This window comes from Nocardia sp. NPDC047654, assembly GCF_043205035.1.
GTDB lineage: Bacteria > Actinomycetota > Actinomycetes > Mycobacteriales > Mycobacteriaceae > Nocardia.
Genome location: NZ_JBIDDF010000009.1, coordinates 183,144 through 201,707, shown reverse-complemented (window position 1 = coordinate 201,707; position 18,564 = coordinate 183,144). Strand labels below are relative to the sequence as shown.

Sequence of the window (18,564 nt, the reverse complement as noted above, 5' to 3'; positions counted from 1 at the left end):
CGTGGTAAGTGTTTGTTCACGCACGTCGGCGCGTTCGAGCTCGATCCGCTCACGTTCGGCGATGTCGAGGACATGCTCGCGTCCGTCGAGTTCACGCATTCGGCTGTCGAATTCCCGAACGTGTTCAGGCAGGTCTTGACCGCGAGAGGCGCGCTCGAACCGCTCCAACTCGCGCGCATCTCTCATCTGTTCACGCTCGAGGTTGGCTCGCAATCGTTCATCGTGATCGCGTTCCATCTCGTCCCGGACCCGAACCGCATCGGTAAGAGGCCCACGTGCGCGGTCGTCCCGCTTGCCTTCGCGTACGTCCAACTGCTGTTCGAGCTCGTCGCGCTTGCGTTGCCTGGCGTCCAACGTGGCCTCGAGTTCATCGCGCTCGTCCGGCTCGCGTTGTCGGCGGTACTGCTCGCGATAGTCGAGCGCCAGCCGCCGTTCATCGCGGTCACGGGCGGCTTGATCACGTGCTTGCGCGCGTTCCGCCAGCGACATCGTCGCCCGCTCTTCGGGGCCGCGCAGGTGGGGCGCCGCCACCTGCGGCTTCTCCGTTCCTCGCGCGGTGCGCTCAAGAGCGCTCTCGGCGAGTCGTTCAGCTAGGAGGTTCCCGCGATCCGGTGCCCACTCTGGAACGTCTCGTCCGAGGCCGAAGTCACGGGCGTCCTGATAGTTATCCACCAGGATCCGTCCGCGCTCGCTCGGCGACATCGCATTGTCGGCCCGCCGTGCGATATTTACAGGGTCTTTTCCTGCATGTGCTTCCTGAAGTGCGACGGCAATCCAACGCTCCTTCGTGTTCAGTTTCAGCAGAAGCCCCTCCCCATCCGGTCCCGCATCGCGGATGAACACGACGCGCTCTACCCGGTTTGAATATTTTTGGATATCTATCGGAATTTTCTCGGCATCGCTCAACCAAGCCCGATAGGAATTGGGGTCGAAACTTGCATGATGGATCGCCCTTTCCATGACATTCTGGAGGTCGTCAATCTGCTCGTTGATCCGCTTGCGATAATCCGACTCCCACAGTTTTCTGCGAACTGGACTCAACCCCTTGGCGTCCGCGTACTCACGGGCAGTCTGCGAAGAGTTCCTTAGTAATTGTTCGCGGGCATGTTCAAGTGTAGTGCGCACCTCTCGCTGAATCGACGGGTAGTGCCCGTACGGCTCCCCCGCAACCGAAGCGCGCATCTCCTCTGGCCAGTGGGAAGGTGGGAATACTCCTTCGTATCCATCCGCAGGTGTCCGGGGCGCACTTCTATCGTTCTTCGAGTTGTTACAATGATCGCAGGCAGGCGCCAAATTGTCTGGTGTAAGGTCCCCGCCCCGAGATTTTGCGAGAACGTGATCGACCTGTGTCGCCTCGTTATGTCTGCAATATGAGCACAATGCTTTGGGACGTGCGGGGTCGTACTTGCCACCGATATTGAAGGCCCTGTGGAGGTCCGGCGTTATCGGCTGGCTCGCTCCTTCGCCATGACTGGAGCCGTACGGGATGTCCCATACGTAGAATTCGCCGTCGTCTCGATTGACTCGGTATCGCGGCGGTGGAATCGACTCGGCTCCCGTTTGGCCGGGAACCGGCCGACTACCGCCCGTTGGTTCCTGGACCGTTGAGAGGTGGTCTTTTGGATGATCCGGCCCGTCCCAGTGGTAATCCCCGCTTCCGCGGGGTCGGTTGCTTCGCTCCCAATCGGCCACCGTGTTGGCAGCTCGGTGCGCATCGGCGTAGTTTGCTTCGGGATGCGCGGCTAGATATTGATGCTCCGCCAGTTCGTGCTCGAGCAGCAACAGGTCGGAATCGGTATGTCTGCCGGATCTGAGCCGAATCCACGCCTCCGCGATCTCTGGGTGCGCCTCGAAGCGTCCCTCGACGTGTCCACCGTCGACCGCCTCGAGCAGATGCTCGTCATAAAAGACATGGTTTTTGACGGCTTCGATGTCGGCGCGGGTGTAGGGCGATCCGTCGGGGCGGCGCACGTCCTCCAAGTGCTCGGCGATCCTGTCGACATCGTCGGCATTTCGTATGGCGTCGTATGCCTGCGCAGCCCAGTCCCTGTCGCGACCCAAGCTCGCGATCGTCTCCGCCACAGTGCCGTTTGCGGGGGGCAAGGCGAGGGTTTCGGCGAGGTGGAGCCGGTCCGGGGGGGATGTCGATGCAGGCGTGTGCTCCTGCCGCGAAACCGATTCGCCGTCACCTCGGAAATCGGCACCGGACGCGGGTCGCTGTTCCAGAGGGTCGGACGCGCCGATACGGTCGTGGGAGCCGGTCGATTCCTCTACGTGACCGATGTCGAGCGGTAGATCTCGACCTAGTACTCGATGGTCGCTTGTTCCGGCCAGGTCCCGTCCGTGCGTTGGCGTGCGTCTATCCAGGAGGCTGCCATCGACGTCATTGTGCCGGAGGGATGGGGCAGCCGGGTGTGTTTGTCGATCAGCAGCAGGTAGTCTGCGGTCGGCTGGTGTGGGTTGTTCCGGGACTCGGGCCGGATGAGGTACTCCACTGTGCCCGAGTTCTCCTGGATGCGCCGCAGATGCAGGCGAATCAAAGGTGGATACACCTGACGGCCGGGGATCGAGGTGCGCTCGCGGATCGCCTTGGTGTACATCTGGGCGACCATGTTCACCGGCAGGCTGGGGAATTCGGTGATCACCCTCGTCCGGGCGTCGAGCACCATTTTCGTCAGGCCGATGTGCTGACCCCGGCTGATCTGTTCGCCCGACAGGATCGGATAGACCACCCAACCGAGGTCGAACGGGTACATCCGATACTCCCGGGTCGTACCGAACGCTTCGATCAGGTACCGCCTGGCTTGTTCCGCGGTGAGAATCGGCTCGACCGACATATGGGCTCGCATCCTGTAGAAGGGGTATGGCGTGAATGCTTCCCGCGTTCGCGATCAGATGCGCTGGCGGCCGATCGAAGGTCTGTGCCATGAGCGGGTCCCACCACACCGGGCCCTCCGCATCGCGTGGATAGACCACGAGCACACCGTGGCCCGCTTCGATCACCGGGCTGCCGTCGGGATGGTGCAGAGGTCGGCCGGTCTCCGGGTCGTGAGCGTGGTAGCCGACCGCCACCGCCGCCGACGACCCCGGTCCGAGTGAAGCGACGAGATCATGTATGGAGCCGAACCCGTCGGCAGCATCCCTTCCGTGGCCGAAAGACTGCCATTCCCCGCCGAGCCAGCTGCTGATTCTGTCGATCACCCCGGATTCGGGACTGTGGTTGTCGCGGCTGCCGTCGGGCAGCAGGTCCGGATACCTGGGGTGGGCGATCTGCGGGTCGCCGTGGAACGATGACAGTCCTGCCAGGATGGCTTCGCCGCAGTTGTTGCTGCGGCCCGGAACGCTCGGCCCACCGTCGTTGATCGACTGCCCGTACGGATTGGTGCGGGGATCAGCCCACTGGACGAAATGATCGCCGTCGCGCAAGACATCCGCGACATACGCTTGATACGACGGGTCCTCGAGCGGAGCAAGCCTGCCTGGTCCGAGGTCCCTTGTGTCAGGAAGTCCGCGCAGCGGGGCATCGGTGTTGATTGCGGCGAGCTCATCGCTGATCCGGCGGATATCTGTGGGACCGAGGCCTATCTCGTCGGTATGGCCGGAGGGCAGGCCGAGGTGCTCACGTAGTCGCTGGGCCAGGGTCGTCGGCGAGGAGTCGACCGGCCAGGCTCCGCGCCCGGGCATGGCGTCGTGGTCGACGACCGCGCGCAGGTCGGCGCGGGCCGGATCATTGACGAACTCGACCTGCAACCGCAGCAGATCGCCATTCAGCAACTGTCGAACGGAACGGAGCATTTCCGCTCCCGCCCACGCTGAATCGGCTACCTGTCGCATATGCGCATCGGAGACTCCCGGGCTCTGAGTGAGATGCACCCGTACGACGAGTTCGGACACCGGCTGGCCGGATGCATCGCTGCCGCGACGTATCTCGTAGGGCAAGTCACGGGCAGGGCGCGGCGCGGACGGTTTCGCTGCTGGTTCAGGGAATCGCCTTCCGCTTCGCTCCTGGCGTACTTCGTGGCCATGGGCTGAATACGAATCATGACGGGGCGGCATAGGAGCCGGGTGAGACGGCGGGACTGGATGTGTCGATGCGGAAGAATGCTCGCTCGGTGCGGCAGTGGCGTCCGGTGGGCCAGGCGTCGGCCGGGCCCCTTCTGTCGGTACGGGGGGGTGCGGAACGGGCTGATGTGGTGCTTGCAACAACGACGGTGCAACGAGGCGCGATTCTGAATCCGTATGCATCGCGTTCCCCGGAGACAGTGATTCAGGCGCGCGCATCGGGGCTGGAATTGCTTCGAAGGTGCGCAGTGGGGCTTCGGGGGCGCGCATTGGAATCGAAGCCGACTCCGGGAGGGGCAGCGGCGGTCGCGACTCGGGCGCAGGTATGGCTGGCGGAAGCGATTCCGGCGTTCGAGTTGTGTGTGATGTCTGTGCCGCAGCAGGCTGGTCGGCCTGCGGCCACCAGTCCGGCAAGCGACTTGTGTTCTGAACATAGTTCGGATCTTGATGCGCCCAGCGCTGCGGATCCCCATTACTGGTCCGGGAGACCAGCGCGTCCGCCATCGATGCGTTCGCATCGTAATAGTGTTGTCGTTCAGACGCTTCCGAATACACCGGTGTGTGTGCACCGGCGGATTCCCAATCCGCTCCTCGCCCTTTGCCCGGGGCCTCGGGTTGGACTTCGAATCTCTCCACGCCTGCCGAATGGCGATCTGCGCCTCGGTTACCGGCGGCGACTCGGTCGAGGTCGTGTGTGACAGCGAATCGAGGATTGTCGACGTGCGCGAAGCTCGGGTTGTAGATCGGCTCGCCGACCTTGACCGATATCGTGTGACCGTGGGCATCGACGATGATCTCTCGGGGCCAGATTCGATAGACGGTGTCCGCTGAGATTCCGCCGGGCGCCAGGATCTCGGCTTCCTTGTGGCTGCCCCTGTGGTACGGGCTGTATGCGGTGGCGTCGTGGAAGGTCGCGTCCACATCGATGCCGTGTGGATGGTACAGCTCGTGCATGTAACGGATCTGCCGGAACGTGCCGTCAGGCAGCTGTTGCAGCCTGCCCAGGTCGGCGAGCCGGTTCAGGTCATCGGGCGCGATATTGCGCTCGCGAGCGATGGTGCGCTCCGGACTCCTCGACAGGGAAACGTAGCCGTCACGGTGCCCGGGGCCGGTATCGCCGACGTGCGCGCCGATATTGAGGTTGTTCGGGTCGCGCGGCTGGAACCCGGGACCGAAGATTTCGGGTCCGCGCGAATCCATACGAAACAATGCGTTCTTGGCGTCCAGAAACGCGTCTTGGGCACTGAGGTCTCGCCACACCGGCGACAGACCGTCCCCATCGTGGCTTACCACGATTTTCGACGGATCTACTGGTGTCACCGCGTGGTCGAGTGCCTCACCTGGCATGGTCCGGGTCAGGTGCCGGGGCAGTTCGCTCTCTGGGCACCCGGGTGTGAAGTCGTCCGGTTCGACGCTTGCGTAACGCCGCCGTTTGAGCGGATTGCCGAGCTTGTCGGTAACCACCTCGGTGAGATAGTGCTGATCGAGCTTGTCCGGAGTCTCGCGGAGTGGCTCCTGGGGCAGGGTCTTATAGACATCGAATCGGCTTACGCTCAGCTTGCCGTCGTGGACGTCACGGACCACGTCGTCGAAACTCAGACCGCGCCGGTCCGCGTAGTTTTCGATGACCCGAACGGCATCGTGGGTCAGTTCGACCGACTCGTGTGAGGACGCAAGCCGCTCCGGTGCCACACTTGCGAAATCAGCTGGTTCGCGGGGCCCCAGTGCACGACCAGTTGGTTCCCGGTTTGGTGAGGGCGCATCGGGTCGGCGACCGTTGTCGACCGTGTTGCGATCATCGCGTGCCGAAGCAAGATCTTCACGAATCCGGCCTGGAGCGTGATCCGTCCCGCCGCGGGCCGGGACACCAGGCCCCCCGATGGGTTCATGCTGGCCTGAGTGCGGACCAGCGATATCTACGGGGCGTGACGCTTGTGTGGGAGTGTCGGCTCGGATAGAGGGTGTGCGGTCCGCTGGTGGGTGTGAGGTGGTATCGGACCGCTGCGGCGCGGCGTTGGCGTTGTTGTGCTCCGTCCGGGTGGAGGCCGTCCGGTCGGGGTCGATGTTGCCGGGCGAGCCAACGGATTCCCTTGCTCGTGGCGATGTCGCGGGGTGGTCGGCCGACGAAGCAGATGCCTCCGATCGAGCTGTGTTTTCCGGCCGCTGGAGCGTGTCGGCCGGAGTCCGAGCTGTATTTGCCGGTACCGGGCGGTCTCCGGGGTGAACGGTTCCGCTTGACGCTGGTGTCGCTGGTGTCTGCGCCGCGGGGCGGTCCGGCGCATGCGCTGTATTGGTGCCCGATGCCGGTTGTCCTAGGGTGCCGTGGCCGGCTGTCGGTGGGGCTGGCGCGCTACTGGTGGAGGCAGCGCCGGAGTCCCGAGGCATCGCCTGAATTTCAGTAGTGCGTCCTATTGCCTTTGAATCCGGTTGTGGTGCGGTTGGATCAGTGTGACTAGCAACCGGCGCTGAGGCCTCGGCGGCTGTTCCGTGCACTCCCGCGGTGGCCGGTGTGACGCTTGCTTGCTGACGAGCCGGGTCGGACACCGCTGCCGAAGCAGACTGGGTAGCAGCAGATGTCGTGTCCGCCGGTTTTCCGTCGGCGGTCAGTGACAACGACTCGACCGACGGTTTGCTGCTGGTGACCGGTGTGGAGGTGTCTGTTGTGGTTGTGGTTGCGGTGTCGATGTGGGGTGCCCCGTCGACATGTACGGTCGCGTCGGCGGGGACCCGGCCGAAGCCTCCACCGGCTCCCGCTGCCACGGTGCTCAAATCGACGTGGCCGCCGGAGACGGCAGCTGTGCCGGCGATATTCCCGGCGATGTTGGCGGGGACCGCACCGACACCGCGAGTCAGCACTCCACTCAGTGCGTTCGATTCGATGTCGGTGCCCAATTTCCCGGCCAGGCCCTGGCTGGCCTTCTCGGCCAGGGGTCCGGCGACTGCGCCCGCGATGCCTCCGACCACAGCCGAGGTGCCGACCGAGTTCCAGTTGATGCCGCCCTCACGATGGCCTTCGGCAACCTCGATGCTTTGAGCGGCAACGTCCGTACCTGCGACGAATGCCGAGCCGATCACCGCTTGCGTGCCGACCTTCATGGCAAGCTGTGAGGCCGTGTTCGCGCCCAACCTGCTGGCCACTTGTAAACCGACTCGCTCGGCGAGGAACATCGCCCCCTTGGTAGCGAGCTTGTCGATCAATTCCTGCGCTGCCTTGCGGATCACGAGCCTGACCACCGCGGCAGCTGCGGCATCGGCAACGGCGCCGACGCCGGGCACCAGAGCCATCACCGCCATCGTGCCGAGAGCGATGTAAATCGTGAGTTTGGCGTGCTCGATATCGGTGGCACCGTGCTCGAGTTGTTTGGCGAAGTTGTCGCAGGCTCGGATCAGCGACTGCAGATCACTGCCGTCGCCGCCGGTGACGTCCTGCCAGTAGCCGGCCATCGCGTCGTGGATTCGGCCGTCTATGGCCGACAGCGCGGCGTTCATTGCTTGGTCCGCAGGCTGTTGCAGCTCCCGCAATTCGTCGGCCATATCGGACCAATGGTCGGCTACTCGTCGCAACGCGTCTTCATCGCCTTCGGGCCAATGCCCAGCAAGGAAGGTCAGCAGGAAATCAGGGACAGGCGGTCGCCACAGGGTCACGCGTCTGCTTCCTCGCTATTTCCGCCGAAGCTGATCAGCATTGTGCTGATCCTGGGTTTGCAGTCCATCGGCGGTCGTTGTGATCTTGTCGCCGGTTGCCTTCAGCGTGTCGATCAGCTGGCCCAGCGCGGCCAAGCATTCCCCGACACTGCCTTGGCCGTCCCCCGGGGGGTACTTCTGCTCGAACTGCTTTCCGAAATGGTCACCGCCCCAGCAACGTCCTTCGGACTGAATTCCTTGCCGCAGTCGCTCCAAGGCGGCGTTGACATCATCGCCCAACTGCTCGAACTGCGGTGAAATCGCACGCAGACGGTCGGGATCCGCCCACAATCCGGTCACGCTCTCTCCATCGGTTCAGTGAGGCTGCTACGCGCGACACAGCGCTAGCACTCATCGTTTCAGTTCAGGTTGCGGTTCACGGTGTTTGCTGCCCGGGCGCCGTCGCTCCCTGCGACAGCCGTGCCTGCAGGTCTCGCAGATTGGGCATGCCAGGCAGAATTTCGCTGAGATCGGCCATTCCGTCCACGGCCGTCTTGATCGGCGCCAGTACTTGAGCGCGGGCTTCGTCCGCCGCCTCGACACCGCCGCGGATCGCGGCGTTGAGGTCCTCGCTCAACTGCCGTGGAGTGCTGCGGCGGAAGGCATCGTCGGCGATGGTTATCTCGGTTACCACACCTGACGAGTTCATGGTGACCCGTGCGAGATTATTGGGTGACGTCGCATGCACCTTCATCGCCGCCAATTTCGCGTGAATCTCACCGAGCTGCTCTATTTCACGGTTGAATTCGTCCTGGATTGCATCCAGTGCCGAATGCAGTCCCACATTGGCCGACCGTATCTCCTCGCGCTCCCACTGGCTCATTCGGTCACCTCTTCTCGGGGTCCGCAGTGGCACCTTGGACATCGCACCATTCGCGCCAAAAACGCACCATATCCGAGCCGGGTATCACCGGGTTCGCGTCGTTGCCGGAATGGAAAGATATGTACACGTTCTCCATTGGACACACTCGCTCAAGCAGTTCCCGGCCGGAAGCTTTTCTCCGCAGCCATGGATTAACGTCCGGCGGCAACCTTCCCGCAGAAGTGTAAACGTCCAAAATCAATTCGCCGCGCGATGAGCGCAGCGGCCATCCCTTATCGCCTTGCGGATCGTCTGCGGGCAACACTACGAGGAGTTCGCTACGACTGAACGCATCAATGAATCGACCGAGATCGTTGAATCCCCAGCTCAATCGCCATAGCACCAACTCCAGTTCGGTAGCGAACTGGATATCGACCGATTCCGACATAGGCGTGAAATCCGGATTCACCCAGACGTCGGTGAACCCACCTTTGTCGTCAGCCAGCCGGCCACCGAGCACGTTGACCTCTTGCACAGCCGACTTGTCGGCTCGCGGATCCACATAGTATTGCCATTTGCCTGGATTCACCTGTGCCCAGGCAAAATCTCTCTCGGTCAACGCAGGCAGAGGGCTGCGACCGGGATAGGGATTGTCGGAGATGTGGAGATCCTCGGGCCCAGTCGGTGCCATCACCACTCCCTGCAATGCTTCCGGACGGCGCAAGGCACTCCCGAAAATTCTCGACGAGACCTACTCAAAACCCCACCTCTCGAATCACTGTGCACAGATTGATGCTCGCAAGTTGACGCTCGATCGTTCTGCCGACCCACACGCTAGACCAGCCATGATTTTGGCGGGCCATAGCCTTCCGCTCTCGCCTCGTCCGCCTCTGTCCAGTCCGCCGGCAGCACGAACGTCTCTTTGCCGCGCTTCGGCGCGCGATCGCGGGCCGCCTTCCGTTCGGCAGCCTCATGCAGCAGACGGTCACGCTCCTCACGGTCCGTCTTCTCCTCCGCTGCTTGCGAACTCTCCCGCTCTCGCTGACTCAACTGCTCCCGAAGATCGGAGAACAACTCCGTACCGCCTCTAGTCGTACGAGCGTCCGCGTCGAGGAACCGGGTCAGAACTGTGCGGGAAGCGGCGGTGAAATCGGCTAGAATTCGTTCCATCTCGGCCGCGTAGTTCATCGCTGTTCCCCCATGTCGATCGCGATCCTCACACCGTCGTTCCTGATGCCGACCGTGGGGGCCGTCATCGGTTGCACGGGCAAGGGGGTAGAACCGTCGATGGGCTGATCCGCTGTTTGTGTGTCACTAGTTGGAGCACTCCCAATTGATCTATCGAGCCCGGCGGGTGCGTCTATCACATGCTCGTCGCTGCTGCCCGGAGTGCTGTTCCACAGCGGCTGGGGCAGGGCCGTCAATCGCGGGCGATGTTCGTTGTCTGCCGCACCCTTGGCTCCACCGGCCGCGCCCATCGGCATACCACCCATCGGCGTCGCGGTTGCAGTCGTTCCAGCAACTGTCTGTGGGTCGTATGCCGGCCCGGTCGATCCGGCGGGCACCGTGGACGTCGGGTGCTGCTGCACCGGCACTCCCGTATCCGAAATCCAGGGAGTGACCGACGTCGGCGGGCTTCCAATGTCAGGGCTACTACGCGCGGCGGCAACGGGTGCGCTAGAGTCGGACGATCTCGTGGAAGTGGTGGCGTCCTCCGGCGCTTCACTGTCGGGGGTCAGGAACGGCACGCCGTTTTTGATGCCCAGTGTGTATTGCTGAGTCTTGCCGTCGGGACCTGTCACGGTCGCTGTGATCGACCCGTTGGCCGTTTGCGCCAGGGCCAACTTCCCGCCGGGAAGGACGATGTTCGCTAGAGGCTTTGAGCCGGCCGGTGTGCTCGCACTGACTACTGACGAATCTGTTGTAGGCGTAGTGGGGCTGAGTCGGCTCAGCCCTTGCTGCGCTGCGGTCGCGAGTTGGGTGACACTCTGCTGTATCGCCTGTTCCGCTTGGCCGATCAGACTGTTCACGGTCTGCAGCGGATTCGCCTGGGGTGTAGTGGGAGTGACCGATGCCGGTGTCGTCGGTGTGACCGCAGCAGGCGTCGTTGTCGGAGTCGCCGATGCCGCGGCCGTAGGAGTGGTCGATACGGGAGTCTGTTGCGGTGTTCCGCTCGGGTATTGAGCGGGACCCGGGCTCGTCGGATTCTCTCCGGGCCTGGGGAATGGTTTCGGGTCGTGGTTATCCAGCAGATCCATTACCGGCTGATACGCCCGGCGAATGTAGTAGTCGGCCAGCTGGCACTGGTGGACGAACGCGATGAAAGCCTCGCGCACGGCCGGCCCGAAGTGATCAATCAACCATTGTTTGCAGGCCGCTTGAATCTTCGGGAAGTTGTCCTTGGTGTTGAGGAAGGACAGATGTAGCTGCTGAATCGCTGTCATCGCGTCGTTGCCGAGCCAGTCTCGATCACCAGCCGCCACGGTGATGATCGGACTCACCGGATCCTCGGCGCCATCGATCCGCATCGCATGCCCGGCGACCGGACACTGGGGACTGTCGAATCCGGCGATGAAGCTGGCCTTGTCCTTGACGATCTGCAGCAGCACATCCGGCAGACCGTTCAGGGCTGCGGAGACTGCCTGCAGGTACTGAGCTTGCTGGTCGGCATGTGCGTGGAACCCGGCCAGATACTCTTGGGCGGCACTACCGGCCTCTCCCTGCCACACCTCAGGCACAGCTGTGGCCACACCGCCGAGATCCCGGGTGATGTCGTCAGCCGAACGGTGCGTCCCAGTGCCGGCAGCGGTACCGGTGATCGCCGTAGCCAGGGCACGCAGGCTGTCGAGGTTCATACTGCGCTGCTGGTCGTAATGCTTGCCTTCCAAGCGGCGCATTTCGTCGTTCGGATCTCGAGTGGTGTCGATACGCTCGCCGCCGACTTGCGTGTTGTCAACGGTCATCGGTGGCACGTCGATGTGGTCGAAGCCGGGCAACTTCATCAGGTCCCATACGCGGTGGTACCGCACCAGCGCCAGTCGAAACCACTCGAGCCCAGGAGCTGCCTGATCCAGCAACTCCTTGACCCCCGGCCCGGTCAGCCTCGGCTGGCTCCAAATCGGTTGATCGAAGACATTGCTGCCGTCCTCTTTGAGGAAGCGCTCAAGCGACAGCCGCGTCGATGCCAACCCACCCTGATAGGCCTGTTCGTACTGCCGAGGGTTGGTCACGCCAGCCCCGACTCGGCAGTCAGAGCATCTGTTCGGGAGCGATTGCCCTGATCCACGGCCACGTTCGCCGTCACGGACTGCCTGAGCGCATCCGCTGTTTCACCCGAGGCCGCGGACCACGATTGCAGCATCGTCACGATTCCGTCTACGCCCGCGGCGAGCTTGCGCCCCTGCTCGGAGTAATCCTGCCCAGCATGGGTTGCCTCGAACCCGGCAGCCGAAATCCGCGACGCATGCCCCCAGGTCGCGTCAGCCGCGGGCTCGATCGCACGCGCCATCGCGAGCACCGGCTCCGGATCGAAAAGCACAGGCCCTCCTCAATCGATGGATATCAAAAGGAGCCAACCACTTTCAGCATGGTCGATTTCGGAATCATGCCAGACAGGTCGGGCGAGGCGCCATCTGTCGCGTATCTGGGCTGCGGGAACTCCGACACAGGAGGGGGAGTGGTCTTCCAGTGAATGTGTGCGGATCTGCTGGGTTGCGGCTCGGATCTAGGTTCCGGTCTGGAAGCTGACGTGATCCTCGACACGTCGCCGCGCTGCAGCTGCCGTCGACCATCGGTCGTCGCTATCGGACAGGGACCCCAGCGCTGGGCTGAGGAAGCGCATGTCCTCACGAGGGCTGGACGCAGAACCTATCGAGCGCGCGCATTGTTGACTGAGGGCATTCCCTTCTCACTGGCTTGCTGGGGCACCGCGTTAGACCCGGAGACGAGCCGTGATCATGCGATAACTAAGCTTGGTGACCTGCCGGCCCCACCCGTTCTGGCCGCTCACCAGCCTCGCCAGCGACGTGGCCTGCTGCCCGGCTCAATGCCTCCATCATGGCCACGGAGAAGTCCCGCCGCAGGCAGCTTTCGGCCGCTCTCGCCGACGCCGGAGCCTCGAACACGGTGCGGTCCGGGGTGGAATTCGTCATCGACTACCTGCGTGGTGGTGATGTCAGCGGCACCGATCTGACGGACAGACCGTTCCTGGTCAACCCCGCGCACGAGGTTCGCGGCCGGGTCGGTGAGCTGCTGGAGCGGTTCGCCCGAGCGCGGCGACAACTTCGCCACGGTCATGGCCCGTGAGCTCGACGTGATGACCATCGACGACCAACTGCGGGTGCGGGAAATCGGCATCGCGATCCGCGACGGCCGCGACGACGCGGAGATGGAGCCGCGGCCGGACTGAATCGACCGCGACGAGTTGGCTGACCGCACCTGCGATTTCGCGCGCGACGCCCGCGATGTCACCGCCTACGCCAACGACGCCACCACCGACGGCGGCCTGCGGCTCGATGACGACGTTGCGGAGATGATCGCCGGCATGGGCCGCGTCCGCGCCGTCACCGGCGCACTGCTCACCAAGGCGTGATTGCACCCGGCGGAGAAGGCCGCGCTCACCGCGCACAAGCCCACCCGTGCGGAACATCCACCGAACCCGCCCAGGCAACGAACACTCGCCGCACCGCCCACGGCGCGGGAATGGAGCTGGCCCGCAAGCGCGAGCGGGAAGGACGAGTGTGATGCGCCGCCAGCTGCTCCCGTTGAGTCCCGTCACCGCCGCCACCGCGCTGGTAATCACCGGCGCCCCCGCTGCCGGAGCCCCGCCCAGCTCCGACTTCAACCGGTGGCCGGTCGGCACACCCTGCGCGATCGGCCCCGGCCCGCTAGGGCGGATCATCGACGCCGGCCGCGGGCACCACATCTGCGAGCAACGCATCCCCGGCACCAATTCCTACTACGAGTAACCCACCACACCCATAGGACAACCTGATGACCACAACCACCGCGACCGTGCTCCCGGACTGGGAGCGCGTGCTGGACCTCGGCATCCGCGCCGCCGAGATCCTCGGCCCCGCCACCGAACCGCTGGAAGCGACGATCACCATGCTGCACAGCGGGTTTCGCCGCCCGCAGGTGTTCGACGTCGCGTTCATACGGCAGTGGATCGACACCGACGCCCGCACCGCCTGCAACACGCTGCGGATCGGCCTGCGGTTCGCCCGTATCCCGGACACCCGGGACGAGGCCTTGCAGCTGCTCGGGCCAGGATGCCGGGACCGCGGCGAGGACCATTTCGTGAAGATCGCCAACGCCACCCGCGAGATCGGCCGCACCGCTCTGTGGGAGGCGCGACCTGCTGCGACTGCGGGCACCCGCTGCTGCGCTACGTCAGCCTGCCCTCGGGTGAGGATATGCGCTGGTCGCTCTTCCTGAGCTGCTGTAGCTGTCATCCCGAGTAAACCGAGATGCCGCGCCACAGCGGGGCCTCTTCTCGCTTTCAATAGGACGGCGGCTGCATCAACTCCATGAACGGACCCGAGGCAACCGTGGTAGCGGGAGTTCAGCTCGGCCGGCGGCTGAAGGACGGACGAGCGTTCGGCTTGTCGGTAGCGAACCGGAGCATGTGCAGATAGGTGTTGGCGCCGAGCAGGCTGCACACAGCCCACATGACCAGCAACCCGATCAGCAGCACGTTCTGAATCGCTGAGTCCTCACTGATCAGTAGCACGCCGGGAATCATCGTCACGACGCCGAGCCCGGAGAGAGGGAAGGCGAAGAGGAACACTTCGACTGACCTGCGACGGTCCCACGGTCGAGAAGCGGGCACCCACCAGAAATGCGGCAAAGCAGGAGAACCAGAGCACTGACCCGAGCGCGAACAGCGTCATCACGTGTTGAGTATCGGACAGACCACCGACAACATTGGGCACGTCGACGTTCCTGTTTGCTCAACCGCTTTCGACTGCTAAGGAGAGCGCCCGAACTGAGCGAGCCGTGGCCGCAGGGTTCGACGAAGGGGCTGAGATTCCACGCGCCGCGAATCGTGACCACCTACGTCGAGCAATGCGGACGAGGTCGAGGCACTGGACGAAGGCTCGGCCGACCCTGCGCTGGCGGTGATCTCACGCTGCAAGGGATCCGCGGTGCAGAAACAATGAACCAGCTTGGGCTTTCGACGTCTTGCGCAGCAGCCAGTGTCGAAGTTCAGGGGGATTGGAGAGAGATGTCGGAGGTGGGTTGTAAGTCGGCGGCCGCTGTAAACTCATTCCTGTTCGGCTGGCTCTTCTGAGCCCATCGAAATCGCATCTCTGCGTGCCCATTCGCGCGAGCCGCGACTGCTAGAGCCCTCCACTTCGTGGGGCGGCTCCATCCGTCGCGACACGTCGGCGGATACACGCAGGATGATGATGGAGGTGGTGCCTATGGAGGCGCCCCAGTCAAACCCGTCCCGGCCCGACCGGAACGGCACCGTCAAGAAGTGGCTGGAGCTCGCGCTCTGGTTGCGCACCGTGACGAACGTTGTGGACCTGGCGACGCGGTACCTGCCGCATGTGGCTGAAAACGTCACCGCCAGCCCGGCGGTCAAGGTGACCACCGAACTGGCGGCTTGGGCTCTGCACGCGATTATCGGCCTCTGACAGCGAGATCGCGAACAGTTCTCCTGCACGGGTTAGGGCTCGGCCACTGCTACCAACAGTGGTTCCGGGCCCTTTCCCACGTTCCAGGGGCTGTGGACACCACGTGAGTAGGCACTGGGTACCTACCCATAACCACCCATGGCTACCCATGTGGGTACAGCCACCATACCCCAATTTCCATTTGTGTTCCATCTGGAATGGCCTGTGAGCTGGGGTTTCTTGATCGAGGCGCTGTACTCACCCATACCCATACCCAGTGGCCCAGAGACGTCTTGGCAAGTCGCCGTCTTCGTCCTCTGGACACCCAGGAGCGACGCTGTTGAGCTGTGGGGCGGCGTACACCGACCGGATGCAGCTCACCAGCTCACCCATGGTGATGCGCACGGAGCCGGTAGACGCCGAGACTTACACCGCTTCACTGGATGAAGAGTGCGACCGCCACGGGCTGCTGCATCGGCTACAAGCGCCCGGGGCGAGAAGTGGGTGTCCTGCAGCTGCGGCAACGACGTCAGCAGGCTCTCGACATCTACGACTTTGGGCCGGGAGACACCGATGAACCGAACGGCGGAACACTCCACACCCGGCCCCCAGACGGCGGCTCGGCATGTGTGAGTCGCGGGTGGTGCGCCCGTTGCGGCCCGGGATGCGCCTCGACGCCGCGATCGAGGCGTACCTGCACACCGTGACCGCCGCCAACACCCGCCGCGGCTACCGCACCGCGCTGGACGCCCTGGCGACCGAGTTCGGCGCGGAATGCGATCCGGCGCTGCTGGTTCCGGACCGGGTCGCGGCCTGGTTCCGCACCCGGTGAGGTGGAGCGTCGGCGCAGACGTTCAACGAGCGCCTGGCCGCTGCGCGCCGCGTGTGACTACTGGCGCGAGCAGGCCTGGCTGGTCGGTGACCCGCTGGTGCGGTTGCGGCCGCGGTCGGTGTTGCTGGCGTGGCAGGCCGTACCGACCCCGCGGCGCGGCGCCGCCGCTGAGGATGCGCGATTCCAGCTGGGGGTCGGAAGCGCGAAGCGCGTGGACACGTCCACTTGATCGGTTCCAAGGCTGGCGGAAAAGAGCTGCGAGTCTACTCTCTGAACACGGGGATTACCCTGGCTTCGGGCGAGGTCGAACCGCTGTGGTCACTGCTGGACGGTCCCAGCCCCGAACCGATGCCACTGGATGGATTCGACGATCCGGTGGTCGAGCGAGTGTTGGGCCAGTTGGACCCGGTCGAACGCGCCATCGCGAAGCCCTGGTGCGGTGGCGCCTGGATCTCCCGGCGTGAGGCTGCCGTCGAGTGCGGCCAGCCCGCCGAGAAGGGCGTGTCGGTTTCGCGCAAGCTCCGGCGGCTCGGCCGCCAATTCCAGGAACGACAGCAGCAGCGAGCGAGCTGATTCGGCCTTGCGCGCCGATCCCGCACTACATGCGAAAGGCCGGGGATGCCCTTAACATCCGCGGCCTCACCACTTCAGTCTGGCGCAAGGACTGGATCCGGTGGGGTGCAACCTGGCACCTCGAAATCGAGGCCCACCGGCATATGGACGCGCAGCCGCGACGCGGACGGTCAGCGCCCGCCAGAGCCGGGCCGCGGCGCGGACGGGCGCCATTCTTGGGCCCCAGCCGCCATGGCGGCGTCGCGGCGATCACCCGTGGTGATGAGGGCGACTGGTATCGCGATCACCACTCGTAGGAGTAGCGCCAGCGCCTCGGCGAGCTGTTTCGGCGCGGCCCGCCCCGCAGCATGTCGCATTGACACAGCAACAGATAGAGAGCCCAGCTCGCTAGTCCGCGGCAGCGATTGCCGCAGTGACGGTGGCGATCTCGTTCATCCGCAGCCGATCGATCAACGACAACAGCCGCCGATCGGACGCAACCCCCAACGCCCACAACTCATAGCACGACGAACTACCCCGAGCCTCGAACTCGGCGAAACGTCGATACCGGCCAGCCGTCGTCTCCCGATCCACACCACCCTCCTATCCGAACAAGCACTCACCGACCAGCCGAAAGATCCGGTTGATGAAAACCATGGGGACACCCCCCAAGCGAGGCGAGCGCGCGGGCGGCCCGACGTCCTTGCTGAATGTCGCGGTGCGTACAACCTGTAATGGTCCAATGTACTCACCCTGGACGGTTGGTAGGTCGAGTCGAGCGGCATTGGCCGGGCACAAGGATTGGGGCGAGACCACGTCCCGTGAGGACCAAGCCGACTGCCCGGTACCACCGGGCCGCATCGAAAACTACCTGGAGACATTGCCCGACGACACAGCGCTTGCTCGGGTCTGTTGCCCCGGCTAGCAACACCCTCTCTTGCCACTGAGCGCTCGGCCGCGCTCGTCGTGCTGGGATCTCCCCATTATGCCGGTGAGCGCGCCCTATCGTCAGTTGCTTGGCACCGATAAGAGAAGACGCCATTGACAAGTTGGAGTCAACCTGGTCAGTTCCCGTCGATTACCTCGTCCAGCGCCGCACATGCCACATCAATGAACTCGTGATGAGCGGCCATGTAGCTCAGTCCAGTCGCTTCGGCCGCCCGGGCCCGTTCATGAGCATCTTCTGCCGCAGCCGCGTGTGCCTGACCAAATTCTCGAACCTCTCGGACCAAATCGGCCTGCACTCCGATCAGTTTGCGAGCTGCCTCGGCCACACCCGATGGACCTTCGAGCAAGACCCTGTTTCCGCGTTGTTCCGCGTCTTTGAACAGATGCCGGATCTCCGCTACCCGCGCTTGCTGAAGAGGTACAGGCTCGGGCGCGGCGGCCCGGCGGTCGCGGAAGTACAGCTGATTGGCTCGGTCTGCGGCATCGACGGCATCAAGGAAGTCGAGATAGGCGGACTGGCGGCGATCACGTCGCCATCGGAGATGTTCAACCCGTACTTCGAGTGCCTGAGTGTTTCGTTGGGTCAGAACTTGCTGCGCCTGCTGCCGCTCCAAAGCAGCTTGCCGGCGGTTCTCGGTGCGGGCCGCAATGATGGCCGTGAGCGAAGCTCCGAGCGCAGTTCCCAACACTCCTACGACTGCGACAAGAACACTGATTATGATCCATCAGCATGCCAAAATTCATTGCGGCGCAACGGCAATTGTGGTCGGCCGTTGCGGCTCACCATCCATGAACGCGCTCTCAGTAGCCGCTGTCGCGCGGGCTGCTCCGGGCCTTGGAGTGCAGTGTCGGCCCCGCTGGCCGGGGTCACAGTCCGGTTACGCACTCATATGGGTTTACCTGGTGAACGCGAAACCAGCTGGATGTCCTGATCGTCCCCGACGGCAGGCGGTTCACGGCCGGTGCCGCGAGCGACCCCAACACCGACTTCATCCTGTCTATTCATGTCCAGCAGAGCGGGATGCGTCTATCCATGGTTGCCGCAGCTTGTGTGCGAGTGCGCT

20 protein-coding genes and 1 pseudogene are annotated in these 18,564 nt (G+C 63.9%); 11 read left to right on the top strand and 10 right to left on the bottom strand.

Going from position 1 to position 18,564, the window contains the following annotated elements; all coding sequences use genetic code 11:
- The 3 genes and pseudogenes from ACGF7Y_RS22995 to ACGF7Y_RS22985 form a co-directional block, all read right to left on the bottom strand.
- Positions 1-2,082, bottom strand: a 2,082-nt coding sequence (locus ACGF7Y_RS22995) for an HNH endonuclease (protein WP_393236663.1), incomplete at its 3' end; no start/stop codon positions are given.
- Between the two features lie 221 nt (positions 2,083-2,303).
- The gene (locus tag ACGF7Y_RS22990; protein WP_393236672.1) at positions 2,304-2,837 is read right to left on the bottom strand and encodes a hypothetical protein; all 534 of its coding nucleotides are present in this window, start codon (positions 2,835-2,837) and stop codon (positions 2,304-2,306) included.
- Between the two features lie 103 nt (positions 2,838-2,940).
- Positions 2,941-3,684, bottom strand: a pseudogene (locus ACGF7Y_RS22985) (toxin glutamine deamidase domain-containing protein); the annotation flags it as partial.
- A gap of 6 nt (positions 3,685-3,690) precedes the next feature.
- Between ACGF7Y_RS22985 and ACGF7Y_RS22980 the strand changes: the two are divergent.
- The 4 genes from ACGF7Y_RS22980 to ACGF7Y_RS22965 all read left to right on the top strand — a co-directional run bounded on the left by ACGF7Y_RS22980 (position 3,691) and on the right by ACGF7Y_RS22965 (position 8,004).
- Positions 3,691-3,816, top strand: a complete 126-nt coding sequence (locus tag ACGF7Y_RS22980) for a hypothetical protein (RefSeq protein ID WP_393236671.1) — start codon at positions 3,691-3,693, stop codon at positions 3,814-3,816.
- A 1,149-nt stretch (positions 3,817-4,965) separates the two neighbouring features.
- Complete coding sequence (locus ACGF7Y_RS22975) at positions 4,966-5,730, top strand: hypothetical protein (RefSeq protein WP_393236670.1); 765 nt, start codon at positions 4,966-4,968, stop codon at positions 5,728-5,730.
- Positions 5,731-6,765: 1,035 nt separating this feature from the next.
- Entirely contained in the window at positions 6,766-7,170 is a 405-nt protein-coding gene (locus tag ACGF7Y_RS22970) for a hypothetical protein (protein WP_393236669.1), read from the top strand.
- 219 nt (positions 7,171-7,389) lie between these two features.
- Complete coding sequence (locus tag ACGF7Y_RS22965; protein WP_393236668.1) at positions 7,390-8,004, top strand: hypothetical protein; 615 nt, start codon at positions 7,390-7,392, stop codon at positions 8,002-8,004.
- Positions 8,005-8,122: 118 nt separating this feature from the next.
- Here the strand turns inward: ACGF7Y_RS22965 and ACGF7Y_RS22960 are convergent, their stop codons facing one another.
- The 5 genes from ACGF7Y_RS22960 to ACGF7Y_RS22940 form a co-directional block, all read right to left on the bottom strand.
- Positions 8,123-8,569, bottom strand: coding sequence for a YbaB/EbfC family nucleoid-associated protein (locus ACGF7Y_RS22960; RefSeq protein WP_393236623.1), 447 nt, complete (start codon positions 8,567-8,569; stop codon positions 8,123-8,125).
- A gap of 4 nt (positions 8,570-8,573) precedes the next feature.
- The gene (locus ACGF7Y_RS22955; protein ID WP_393236622.1) at positions 8,574-9,239 is read right to left on the bottom strand and encodes a hypothetical protein; all 666 of its coding nucleotides are present in this window, start codon (positions 9,237-9,239) and stop codon (positions 8,574-8,576) included.
- Positions 9,240-9,382: 143 nt separating this feature from the next.
- Positions 9,383-9,736 carry a hypothetical protein gene (locus ACGF7Y_RS22950; RefSeq protein ID WP_393236621.1) on the bottom strand — a complete coding sequence of 118 codons (354 nt, stop codon included), beginning with the start codon at positions 9,734-9,736 and terminating at the stop codon, positions 9,383-9,385.
- Positions 9,733-11,778 carry a WXG100 family type VII secretion target gene (locus ACGF7Y_RS22945; RefSeq protein WP_393236620.1) on the bottom strand — a complete coding sequence of 682 codons (2,046 nt, stop codon included), beginning with the start codon at positions 11,776-11,778 and terminating at the stop codon, positions 9,733-9,735. The genes ACGF7Y_RS22950 and ACGF7Y_RS22945 overlap by 4 nt, the downstream gene beginning before the upstream one ends.
- The gene (locus tag ACGF7Y_RS22940) at positions 11,775-12,086 is read right to left on the bottom strand and encodes a hypothetical protein (protein ID WP_393236619.1); all 312 of its coding nucleotides are present in this window, start codon (positions 12,084-12,086) and stop codon (positions 11,775-11,777) included. Before ACGF7Y_RS22940 ends, ACGF7Y_RS22945 begins: the two co-directional genes overlap by 4 nt.
- A gap of 518 nt (positions 12,087-12,604) precedes the next feature.
- Here ACGF7Y_RS22940 and ACGF7Y_RS22935 point away from each other — a divergent pair.
- The 4 genes from ACGF7Y_RS22935 (at position 12,605) to ACGF7Y_RS22920 (ending at position 13,984) form a co-directional block, all read left to right on the top strand.
- On the top strand, positions 12,605-12,853 hold the full coding sequence (locus tag ACGF7Y_RS22935; RefSeq protein ID WP_393236618.1) for a hypothetical protein: 249 nt from the start codon (positions 12,605-12,607) through the stop codon (positions 12,851-12,853).
- A 118-nt stretch (positions 12,854-12,971) separates the two neighbouring features.
- Positions 12,972-13,139 (top strand): hypothetical protein, encoded by a 168-nt coding sequence (locus tag ACGF7Y_RS22930; RefSeq protein ID WP_393236617.1) that lies wholly within the window; start codon positions 12,972-12,974, stop codon positions 13,137-13,139.
- 151 nt (positions 13,140-13,290) lie between these two features.
- A complete protein-coding gene (locus ACGF7Y_RS22925) occupies positions 13,291-13,515 on the top strand; it encodes a hypothetical protein (protein WP_393236616.1) in 225 nt (74 codons plus the stop codon).
- Positions 13,516-13,540: 25 nt separating this feature from the next.
- Complete coding sequence (locus ACGF7Y_RS22920; RefSeq protein ID WP_393236615.1) at positions 13,541-13,984, top strand: hypothetical protein; 444 nt, start codon at positions 13,541-13,543, stop codon at positions 13,982-13,984.
- A 127-nt stretch (positions 13,985-14,111) separates the two neighbouring features.
- On the opposite strand, the gene ACGF7Y_RS22915 is transcribed toward ACGF7Y_RS22920, so the two are convergent.
- Complete coding sequence (locus ACGF7Y_RS22915) at positions 14,112-14,336, bottom strand: hypothetical protein (RefSeq protein WP_393236614.1); 225 nt, start codon at positions 14,334-14,336, stop codon at positions 14,112-14,114.
- A 616-nt stretch (positions 14,337-14,952) separates the two neighbouring features.
- On the opposite strand from ACGF7Y_RS22915, the gene ACGF7Y_RS22910 reads away from it, so the two are divergent.
- The 3 genes from ACGF7Y_RS22910 (at position 14,953) to ACGF7Y_RS22900 (ending at position 16,573) form a co-directional block, all read left to right on the top strand.
- The gene (locus tag ACGF7Y_RS22910) at positions 14,953-15,189 is read left to right on the top strand and encodes a hypothetical protein (protein WP_393236613.1); all 237 of its coding nucleotides are present in this window, start codon (positions 14,953-14,955) and stop codon (positions 15,187-15,189) included.
- A 604-nt stretch (positions 15,190-15,793) separates the two neighbouring features.
- Positions 15,794-16,000 (top strand): hypothetical protein, encoded by a 207-nt coding sequence (locus ACGF7Y_RS22905; protein WP_393236612.1) that lies wholly within the window; start codon positions 15,794-15,796, stop codon positions 15,998-16,000.
- Between the two features lie 225 nt (positions 16,001-16,225).
- Positions 16,226-16,573 (top strand): hypothetical protein, encoded by a 348-nt coding sequence (locus tag ACGF7Y_RS22900; RefSeq protein WP_393236611.1) that lies wholly within the window; start codon positions 16,226-16,228, stop codon positions 16,571-16,573.
- 1,043 nt (positions 16,574-17,616) lie between these two features.
- Here the strand turns inward: ACGF7Y_RS22900 and ACGF7Y_RS22895 are convergent.
- The gene (locus ACGF7Y_RS22895; RefSeq protein WP_393236610.1) at positions 17,617-18,189 is read right to left on the bottom strand and encodes a hypothetical protein; all 573 of its coding nucleotides are present in this window, start codon (positions 18,187-18,189) and stop codon (positions 17,617-17,619) included.
- Positions 18,190-18,564 lie beyond the last annotated feature (375 nt).